Consider the following 7,961-nt stretch of genomic DNA (forward strand, 5'->3'; position numbering starts at 1 on the left):
CAATATTTATTATTTCTTGTCTTTTCATTGTCGACATTCGATGCTAAAATGAAATTGAAATGGTATGTTTGTGGAGGTGCTTGTTTTGTTCGCAAAAGAACTAGAAGAAGTAATTATTGAGATTCCAGATGAATTAGTTATTCAATTTGAAAGAACACTAGGCCATAATATAAGTAGCGATGGAACGATTACATATCTTTCGACGCGAAAATATAAAGAGCATATGCAACCAAATCAATTACGGGAAGCTTTAATGAAAGGCTATGTGGAAATGTCGCACATTAATCTGTCTATTTGTGGTGAATGCTTACATGCAGAGTATGAAGCGGAACATATGGTGGAGCGTCTCGTTAGCGGGGGATGACAATTTGATTGTAAAGCGTGGGGATGTTTTTTTTGCTGACCTGTCACCTGTTGTAGGTTCTGAGCAAGGTGGTACCAGACCCGTTTTAATTATTCAAAATGATATTGGAAATCGATTTAGTCCTACAGTCATTATAGCTGCAATTACAGCGCAAATTCAAAAAGCAAAATTACCAACACATGTCGAAATTAATGCCAAGAAATACGGCTTTGAGCGAGATTCGGTAATTTTGCTTGAGCAATTGCGTACAATTGATAAATCACGATTAACAGATCGTATCACTCAGCTTGATTCACAATTGATGGAACAAGTGGATGACGCACTTGGTATCAGTTTAGGACTTGTTAAATTTTAATACATAGAAAAAGAGCATCGAAGCGATACGTTTCGATGCTCTTTTTAATGATTTTTATAAATGATTTATTTAATTTTGAAAAATAATGGAATTTATATTATAATTTATTAATAATTCTAAAGATTCCGTAGAACGAATTAGGGATAATAGCGAAATTAACAACTAATTAATAGAGAGATAGTTAAGTTGATGGTGGGGGGCATTATATTGAATTCTAAATCTACCGTTGAAATCATTACAGAATGGGATATTGTAGTTGCACGTCAATTGGGACGTAACGAAGCAAAGATTATCGGTTTTGGAACGGTAGAACAGGCTCGGATTACAACGGCGATTAGTGAACTTGCACGAAATATTTATTTATATGCCAGTGCAGGTGAAATTGTAATTGAACGCATTGAGGAAAATGAAAAATATGGAATTCGTATTACCGCAATAGATAAAGGACCAGGGATTGATAATGTTCGTAAAGTGATGGAAGATGGGTATTCAACTTCTGGTGGGCTAGGAGCTGGATTACCAGGTGTGAAAAGATTGATGGATGGGATGGAAATTCAGACCACTGTTGGGAAAGGTACAATAATTAAGATTGAAAAATGGATTTAGTAGGATGTGGGAAGATGAAAGAACTACAAATTCAATATAAAAAAATATTAGCTGATTATTTAAAGAATCAAACAGAACGAAATTTATATATCGGTCAAAATTTTATTCGTCAGCTTATACAAAAAAAGGTTACACCTGAAGAAGTAATCAGTATTCATAAGCATGCCGTCGAACAGATTTACCCAGATATCACTAGTGAAATCTTAAATAGTTTTGATTTTTTAATCGAAATAATGGTTCACTTTGGCCTAACTGTGCAAGAGCATCAAAGTTTATTAGTGCAACAGGAAGAATTACGAATTGAGATGAATGTAGCGACTAAAATTCAAAGTATGTTATTAAAAACAGCTATCCCCAAGGTGAATGAATTAGATATAGGGATGGTTTCGATTCCGATACGAAAGATGAATGGAGACTACGTGCATTTTTTAAATGATGAACAACATTATGTAAGTGTGGCTGTAACCGATGTTGTTGGTAAAGGGGTACCAGCAGCACTTTGTATGTCGATGGTGAAGTATGGATTAGATACATTAGAATACGCAAATAATAATCCTTCTTACGTACTTGAAGTATTGAACCGCATTATTGAAAAAAGTGTAGATGATAGCATGTTTGTTTCGATGTTTTATGGGACGTATGATATCAAAGGAAATATATTTACATATGGCTCAGCAGGTCATGAGCCTGCGATCTATTATAATTCACGTGATCAAAAATTTTATGATTTAGAGTCCAGGGGCTTACTACTAGGTGTAATGTCGGAAGTAAAGTATCGACAATATAAGATTCATTTGGAAGAGAATGATTTTATATTAATGATTACGGATGGCGTGACGGATTTCCGAAAACAAGGAGATTTAGACCCGCGAAATGTAATAAAAGAATTAGCATTAAACTATATTAATTTAAGTGCACAAGAAATGTGTGAACGAATGTACGCGTACTTAAAGGATTTAACAGATTTTAATTTAGAAGATGATTTTACGGTAGTGATTTTTAAAAAATAGTTTAGAAAATAGGTTTAAGTTTAGGCGCTTAGTGGAAAAGAAGTAATTTTAGATGGAGGTGTCTTAAATGAATGTTAATGTTCAATTTAGAGAAGATGGAAATGTGATGAGGGGTTATATTGAAGGGGAAATTGATACATTTACTGCTCCGGTCTTACGTGATGAGTTAGAAGCGGTTCAAATTGTCGAAGGGAGACGCGTTGAATTAGATTTGTCGAAAGTAAATTATATAGATAGTACAGGTCTAGGGATTTTTGTAGCCTTTTACAAGAAAGTAACGCGTGAAAATGTACCGTTGCGTCTCGTTGGTTTATCGAGTCGTTTAGTAAGGCTATTTGAAATTACAGGGTTAAGTGAATTAATGAGTATTGAAACTGATGCAGAGGTGGAGTTAAAACAATGAAAGCATTTGATTATATTGAAATTCGAGTGCCGGCAAAGCCTCAATATGTAAGTGTTATTCGTTTAATGATTTCAGGATTAGCAGTGCGTGTAGGTTTTTCTTATGATGAAATTGAAGATTTAAAAATTGCGACAAGTGAAGCGGTTACGAATGTCGTACATCACGCTTATAAAGAAAGTGACGAAGGTGAAGTCGTTGTAGGCTGTGCGCTATTTGAAGATAAAATTGAAATTATGGTTTCTGATTACGGTGTGAGTTTTAATTTTGAAGAAATTAAATCAAAAGTGGGACCTTACCATGAAGAGGACAACGTAGAACTTTTACGTGAAGGCGGACTCGGCATATATTTGATGGAAACTTTAATGGATGAAGTCAAAATGAACAATGAGGGTGGCGTCACTGTTTTCATGACAAAGTATGTCACGAAAGAGCAGGTGAAGGAGTATGTCGAGAGAATCACTACCTAAAAACTCATCAAAAGAGGAAATCCTGCAATGGCTAGCGCAATATCAAGAATCGGACAGCGACGAAGCACAAACGAACCTAGTCGTACACTATAAGCAATTAGTTGAATCAATTGCTCGTAAATATTCGCGCGGCAAAACGTACCATGACGATATTGTTCAAGTGGGGATGCTTGGTTTACTCGGAGCAATGAGGCGGTTTGAACCTTCATTCGGTAGGAGTTTTGAAGCTTTCGCAATACCAACGATTGTTGGGGAAATAAAACGTTTTTTACGTGATAAAACGTGGGATGTACATGTTCCTCGCCGCATTAAAGAATTAGGGCCTCGAATTAAGGCTGCGGTTGAAGCACTTACAACAGAGTTACAACGCTCTCCCTCGATTCATGAAATTGCGAATTATTTAGAAGTACAAGACGAGGAAGTACTTGAAGCTATGGAAATGGGAAGAAGTTATCAAGCGCTCTCGATGAATCATTCTATTGAGTCTGATTCAGATGGTAGTACGGTGACTCTATTTGATGTGGTAGGAAGAATAGATGATGGTTTTGAAAATACAAACCAACGCATGATTGTTGCGGATGCGATGGATGCTTTAAATGAAAGAGAGCGGCAAATTATCCAGCTCACCTACTTAGAGCAATTAAGTCAAAAAGAGGCTGGGGAACGTTTAGGTATTTCACAAATGCATGTATCACGAATCCAACGAAAAGCAATTAAGAAACTACAAGAAACCATTATATCAAGTGGTGGCGTTTCATTATAATATTCTTCGAGTCTACTAGCATTATCAGGGTGGACTCTTTTTTATTGTCATTAGGACGATGATTGACCGAAAAGAATGGGTAACAACTGCTAGAAATGGACAAAATAATGGTAAACTAAAGAAAGCTTAACAAAGGGAGTTGGGACTATGGAACAACATCAAATGCTGCAAATTATTGCAAAAGAAGCGAGTGTGCAAGTAAAGCAAGCAGAAGCGGTCATCAAACTGTTAGAGGAAGGCAATACTGTTCCTTTTATTGCGCGCTATCGGAAAGAAGTAACAGGTTCTTTGGATGAGGTGCAAATTAAAGCTGTAGAAGATCGATTCCATTACATACAGCAACTTGAAACGAGAAAAGAAGAAGTTTTACGTTTAATTGATGAGCAAGGAAAGCTTACGGAAGAATTAGCGAGTGCGATTCAAGGTGCAACAGTGCTTCAGCGTATTGAAGATTTATATCGACCTTATAAACAGAAGCGTCGAACAAAGGCAACGATTGCAAAAGAACGTGGGTTAGAACCGCTAGCGGATCAACTATTAAAATTCACAAAACAAGATACGCATCAAATGGCTACGCAATATATAAATGTAGAGCAAGGTGTAATCACAGAAGAGGATGCTTTAGCTGGTGCGCGAGATATACTTGCTGAACGTTTTGCTGATGATGCTGCAATCCGTGAAAAGTTACGAACACTTTCATGGCGTGAAGGAAAACTTGTCACAGCGGTAAAAAATGCTGAAAAAGATGAGAAGCAAGTTTTCGAAATGTACTACGAATATGAAGAGCCTATTCACCGAATGGCACCACATCGTACATTGGCGGTCAATCGTGGAGAAAAAGAAGAAATTTTAAGGGGTTCAATAGAAGTACCAATAGAAAAAGCAACAATTCAAATGGAATATCAGTGGATTCCTAGAAATTTTGTTGGCCCATCTGTAGAGCAAGTGAAATTAGCAATTACAGATAGCTATAAACGTTTAATCCAGCCTTCTATTGAAAGGGAGTTGCGTGGCGAATTATCGGCAAAAGCTGAAACACAAGCAATCCATATTTTCTCGGAAAACTTACGAAATTTATTACTACAACCACCGATGCGCGGAAAGTTTGTACTTGGTGTTGACCCGGCCTATCGAACGGGCTGTAAATTAGCGGTAGTCGATGAGTTAGGAAAAATGATTGAGGTAGGTGTCATTTATCCTCATACGACTTCGGATACAACGAAATCAAAAGCGGCAATTAAATCCATACTAAATAAATATCCGATTAGCATTATTGCGATCGGCAATGGGACGGCTTCACGTGAGACGGAGCAGTTTATTGCAGAGCTATTGAAGGAAGTTACGCAGAATGTGGCATATGTCATCGTTAATGAAGCGGGGGCATCTGTTTATTCGGCATCTGAAACAGCGCGTGCAGAATTCCCAGATTTACAAGTAGAACAACGAAGTGCGGTATCGATTGCACGTCGATTACAAGACCCGCTATCAGAATTGGTGAAAATTGATCCAAAAGCTGTTGGTGTAGGGCAGTATCAACATGATGTTTCGCAAAAGCAATTAGCTGAGTCCCTTACATTTATTGTGGAAACCGCTGTAAACCAAGTAGGGGTAGATGTAAATACAGCGTCTGCATCCCTTTTACAGTACGTTTCAGGATTATCAAAAACCGTTGCGGAAAATATCGTAACGATGCGCGGTGAAAACGGAAAATTCACTTCTCGTGCTCAATTGAAGAAAATTCCACGCTTAGGCGCTAAAACATATGAACAAGCAATTGGATTTTTACGTATAGCAGAAGCAAAAAATCCACTGGATGCTACAGGAATCCATCCAGAGAGTTATAAATTGGCGGAAGAAATTTTACAAGCAGCCAGCCTAACGAAAAAGGATGTAGGAACAGCAAAGGCTGAGCAATCGATTAGCCAATTAGAGTTGAGTGCATTAAGTGAAACATTGCAAGTTGGGGAAGTAACTTTAAAAGATATTGTAGGGACATTAATGAAACCAGCACGAGATCCCCGAGATGCCTTTCCACAACCGTTATTAAAAACGGATGTATTACAAATGAAGGATTTACAAGTAGGCATGGAATTACAAGGGACTGTTCGAAATGTTGTTGATTTTGGTGCATTTGTTGATATCGGCGTTAAACAAGATGGACTTGTTCACATTTCTAAATTACAAAAAGGACGAGTTAAGCACCCGCTTGATGTAGTATCTTTAGGAGATATCGTGACAGTTTGGATTGAAAGTGTCGAAGTAAACAAAGGAAGAATATCGCTAACAATGCTTCCGCCAGCACTTCAAGAGAGTATTTAATAATTAATATTAATCATTTATAATGAAAGCACACCGAATAGTTGGTGTGCTTTTTATTTTTTTGGATATAAGTATGAAGGAGTTCCGACTACAGCTTGCTTGAAACATAAATGGGCTACTTTTAACTTTCCGATATGAGGTGAGTATGTGACAGATGAACAAGTTCAAAAAATAGTAGAAGACCTTTCAATTCAACACTTTGACCGACCTTTCGTACATCGAGCTTATTTTAATAACAGATTGAAAACGACAGGCGGTAGATATTTATTGAAATCGCATGACATTGAATTGAATGAAAAATTATATAATCATTTTGGAATGGAAGAACTTCGAGGGATTATTTTACATGAGCTTTGCCATTATCATTTGCATTTGCTGGGAAGAGGATATAAACATCAAGATTCAGACTTTAAACTATTATTAAATCAAGTGGGAGCACCACGTTTTTGTTCGAGAATTGAAGAAGTGAAAAAGAAGTCAACAACAGCCTTGTATATTTATCATTGTATAAATTGTAAACAGTTATATAGAAGGAAGCGGAAAATGGATACAAAAAAATACTGTTGCAGCATTTGTGGGGGACGTATTGAGTTAGAGTTGAATTGATTTTAAAGAATGTATGATGTCATGGTTCATTCCACAAATGGTTTTACACAAGAGATTGATTATTGATAGAATTTCGCATATAGTTTTGCAAGTTGGAAATACTGTATTTAAATACGTTTAGTAGTAGATAGCTGCTTTTAGATAGGGGTGGTACACGTATTTTTTATAGGATAAACCTTTTTTTAAAAAAAGGTTGACGAATTGCTAGAAGGTGTCTATAATAATAAAAGTCGGCAAGGTAATAACGACGTAAACATTATTCCGAAGTAGCTCAGTGGTAGAGCAACCGGCTGTTAACCGGTTGGTCGTAGGTTCGAGTCCTACCTTCGGAGCCATGGCCCGTTGGTCAAGTGGTTAAGACACCGCCCTTTCACGGCGGTAACACGGGTTCGAATCCCGTACGGGTCACCATTTTTAATATAGAAAATTTTGTTTTGGTCCCGTGGTGTAGCGGTTAACATGCCTGCCTGTCACGCAGGAGATCGCCGGTTCGATCCCGGTCGGGACCGCCATTTATTGGGGTATAGCCAAGCGGTAAGGCAACGGATTTTGATTCCGTCATGCCCTGGTTCGAATCCAGGTTCCCCAGCCATTTCCGAGCCATTAGCTCAGTCGGTAGAGCATCTGACTTTTAATCAGAGGGTCGTAGGTTCGAATCCTACATGGCTCACCAGTTTCATATTGACAAATTCTCACAAAGGTATATAATGAGAGAAGTTAATAATGAACGCGGTCGTGGCGGAATGGCAGACGCGCTAGGTTGAGGGCCTAGTGGGGGTAACCCCGTGGAGGTTCAAGTCCTCTCGTCCGCACCATAACAACAAATTTCATATGCGGGTGTAGTTTAGTGGTAAAACCTCAGCCTTCCAAGCTGATGATGAGAGTTCGATTCTCTTCACCCGCTCCAAAAAAAGATTGTTGACATCGAAGAAGATATATTGTAAGATATATTGAGTGTCGCAAATAAAGACATAATGAACCTTGAAAACTGAACAAGCAAACGTTAATGATTTAAACGTTTAAGTGATGAACTTAAACAAATTATAGATATCAACTTTATGTTGATAC

At 37.7% G+C, this 7,961-nt stretch carries 9 protein-coding genes and 7 tRNA genes; all 16 read left to right on the plus strand.

Annotated features, from left to right (window positions below; translation table 11 throughout):
• Window positions 1-85: 85 nt before the first annotated feature.
• The 16 genes from ACQKIH_RS12500 (at window position 86) to ACQKIH_RS12575 (ending at window position 7,800) form a co-directional block, all read left to right on the plus strand.
• Complete coding sequence (locus tag ACQKIH_RS12500; RefSeq protein ID WP_057985926.1) at window positions 86-364, plus strand: hypothetical protein; 279 nt, start codon at window positions 86-88, stop codon at window positions 362-364.
• 4 nt (window positions 365-368) lie between these two features.
• On the plus strand, window positions 369-719 hold the full coding sequence (locus ACQKIH_RS12505; protein ID WP_057985924.1) for a type II toxin-antitoxin system PemK/MazF family toxin: 351 nt from the start codon (window positions 369-371) through the stop codon (window positions 717-719).
• A 207-nt stretch (window positions 720-926) separates the two neighbouring features.
• A complete protein-coding gene (locus ACQKIH_RS12510) occupies window positions 927-1,325 on the plus strand; it encodes an anti-sigma regulatory factor (RefSeq protein ID WP_427766455.1) in 399 nt (132 codons plus the stop codon).
• Between the two features lie 14 nt (window positions 1,326-1,339).
• Window positions 1,340-2,335, plus strand: coding sequence for a PP2C family protein-serine/threonine phosphatase (locus ACQKIH_RS12515; protein WP_057985920.1), 996 nt, complete (start codon window positions 1,340-1,342; stop codon window positions 2,333-2,335).
• A 67-nt stretch (window positions 2,336-2,402) separates the two neighbouring features.
• The gene (locus ACQKIH_RS12520) at window positions 2,403-2,738 is read left to right on the plus strand and encodes an STAS domain-containing protein (protein WP_427766457.1); all 336 of its coding nucleotides are present in this window, start codon (window positions 2,403-2,405) and stop codon (window positions 2,736-2,738) included.
• Window positions 2,735-3,205, plus strand: a complete 471-nt coding sequence (gene rsbW, locus ACQKIH_RS12525; RefSeq protein WP_427766459.1) for an anti-sigma B factor RsbW — start codon at window positions 2,735-2,737, stop codon at window positions 3,203-3,205. Before ACQKIH_RS12520 ends, rsbW begins: the two co-directional genes overlap by 4 nt.
• Window positions 3,183-3,968 (plus strand): RNA polymerase sigma factor SigB, encoded by a 786-nt coding sequence (sigB, locus tag ACQKIH_RS12530; protein WP_427766461.1) that lies wholly within the window; start codon window positions 3,183-3,185, stop codon window positions 3,966-3,968. The genes rsbW and sigB overlap by 23 nt, the downstream gene beginning before the upstream one ends.
• A 147-nt stretch (window positions 3,969-4,115) precedes the next feature.
• Entirely contained in the window at window positions 4,116-6,287 is a 2,172-nt protein-coding gene (locus ACQKIH_RS12535; protein ID WP_427766464.1) for a Tex family protein, read from the plus strand.
• A gap of 147 nt (window positions 6,288-6,434) precedes the next feature.
• Window positions 6,435-6,893 carry a SprT family protein gene (locus tag ACQKIH_RS12540; protein ID WP_057985910.1) on the plus strand — a complete coding sequence of 153 codons (459 nt, stop codon included), beginning with the start codon at window positions 6,435-6,437 and terminating at the stop codon, window positions 6,891-6,893.
• Window positions 6,894-7,153: 260 nt separating this feature from the next.
• Window positions 7,154-7,228: transfer RNA gene (locus ACQKIH_RS12545), tRNA-Asn, on the plus strand.
• Between the two features lies 1 nt (window position 7,229).
• Window positions 7,230-7,304: transfer RNA gene (locus tag ACQKIH_RS12550), tRNA-Glu, on the plus strand.
• 25 nt (window positions 7,305-7,329) lie between these two features.
• Window positions 7,330-7,405, plus strand: a tRNA-Asp gene (locus tag ACQKIH_RS12555).
• A 5-nt stretch (window positions 7,406-7,410) separates the two neighbouring features.
• Window positions 7,411-7,485, plus strand: a tRNA-Gln gene (locus ACQKIH_RS12560).
• 5 nt (window positions 7,486-7,490) lie between these two features.
• Window positions 7,491-7,566: transfer RNA gene (locus tag ACQKIH_RS12565), tRNA-Lys, on the plus strand.
• 56 nt (window positions 7,567-7,622) lie between these two features.
• Window positions 7,623-7,708: transfer RNA gene (locus ACQKIH_RS12570), tRNA-Leu, on the plus strand.
• An 18-nt stretch (window positions 7,709-7,726) separates the two neighbouring features.
• Window positions 7,727-7,800 (plus strand) — tRNA-Gly (locus ACQKIH_RS12575).
• Window positions 7,801-7,961 lie beyond the last annotated feature (161 nt).

Source organism: Solibacillus cecembensis, assembly GCF_050272495.1.
Lineage (GTDB): Bacteria > Bacillota > Bacilli > Bacillales_A > Planococcaceae > Solibacillus > Solibacillus cecembensis.

Excerpts from the sequence above, each read along its gene's own strand:
- ACQKIH_RS12515 (WP_057985920.1), top strand. The coding sequence starts at position 1,340 with ATGAAAGAACTACAAATTCAATATAAAAAAATATTAGCTGATTATTTA.
- ACQKIH_RS12520 (WP_427766457.1), top strand. The coding sequence starts at position 2,403 with ATGAATGTTAATGTTCAATTTAGAGAAGATGGAAATGTGATGAGGGGT.
- rsbW (WP_427766459.1), top strand. The coding sequence starts at position 2,735 with ATGAAAGCATTTGATTATATTGAAATTCGAGTGCCGGCAAAGCCTCAA.
- sigB (WP_427766461.1), top strand. The coding sequence starts at position 3,183 with ATGTCGAGAGAATCACTACCTAAAAACTCATCAAAAGAGGAAATCCTG.
- ACQKIH_RS12535 (WP_427766464.1), top strand. The coding sequence starts at position 4,116 with ATGGAACAACATCAAATGCTGCAAATTATTGCAAAAGAAGCGAGTGTG.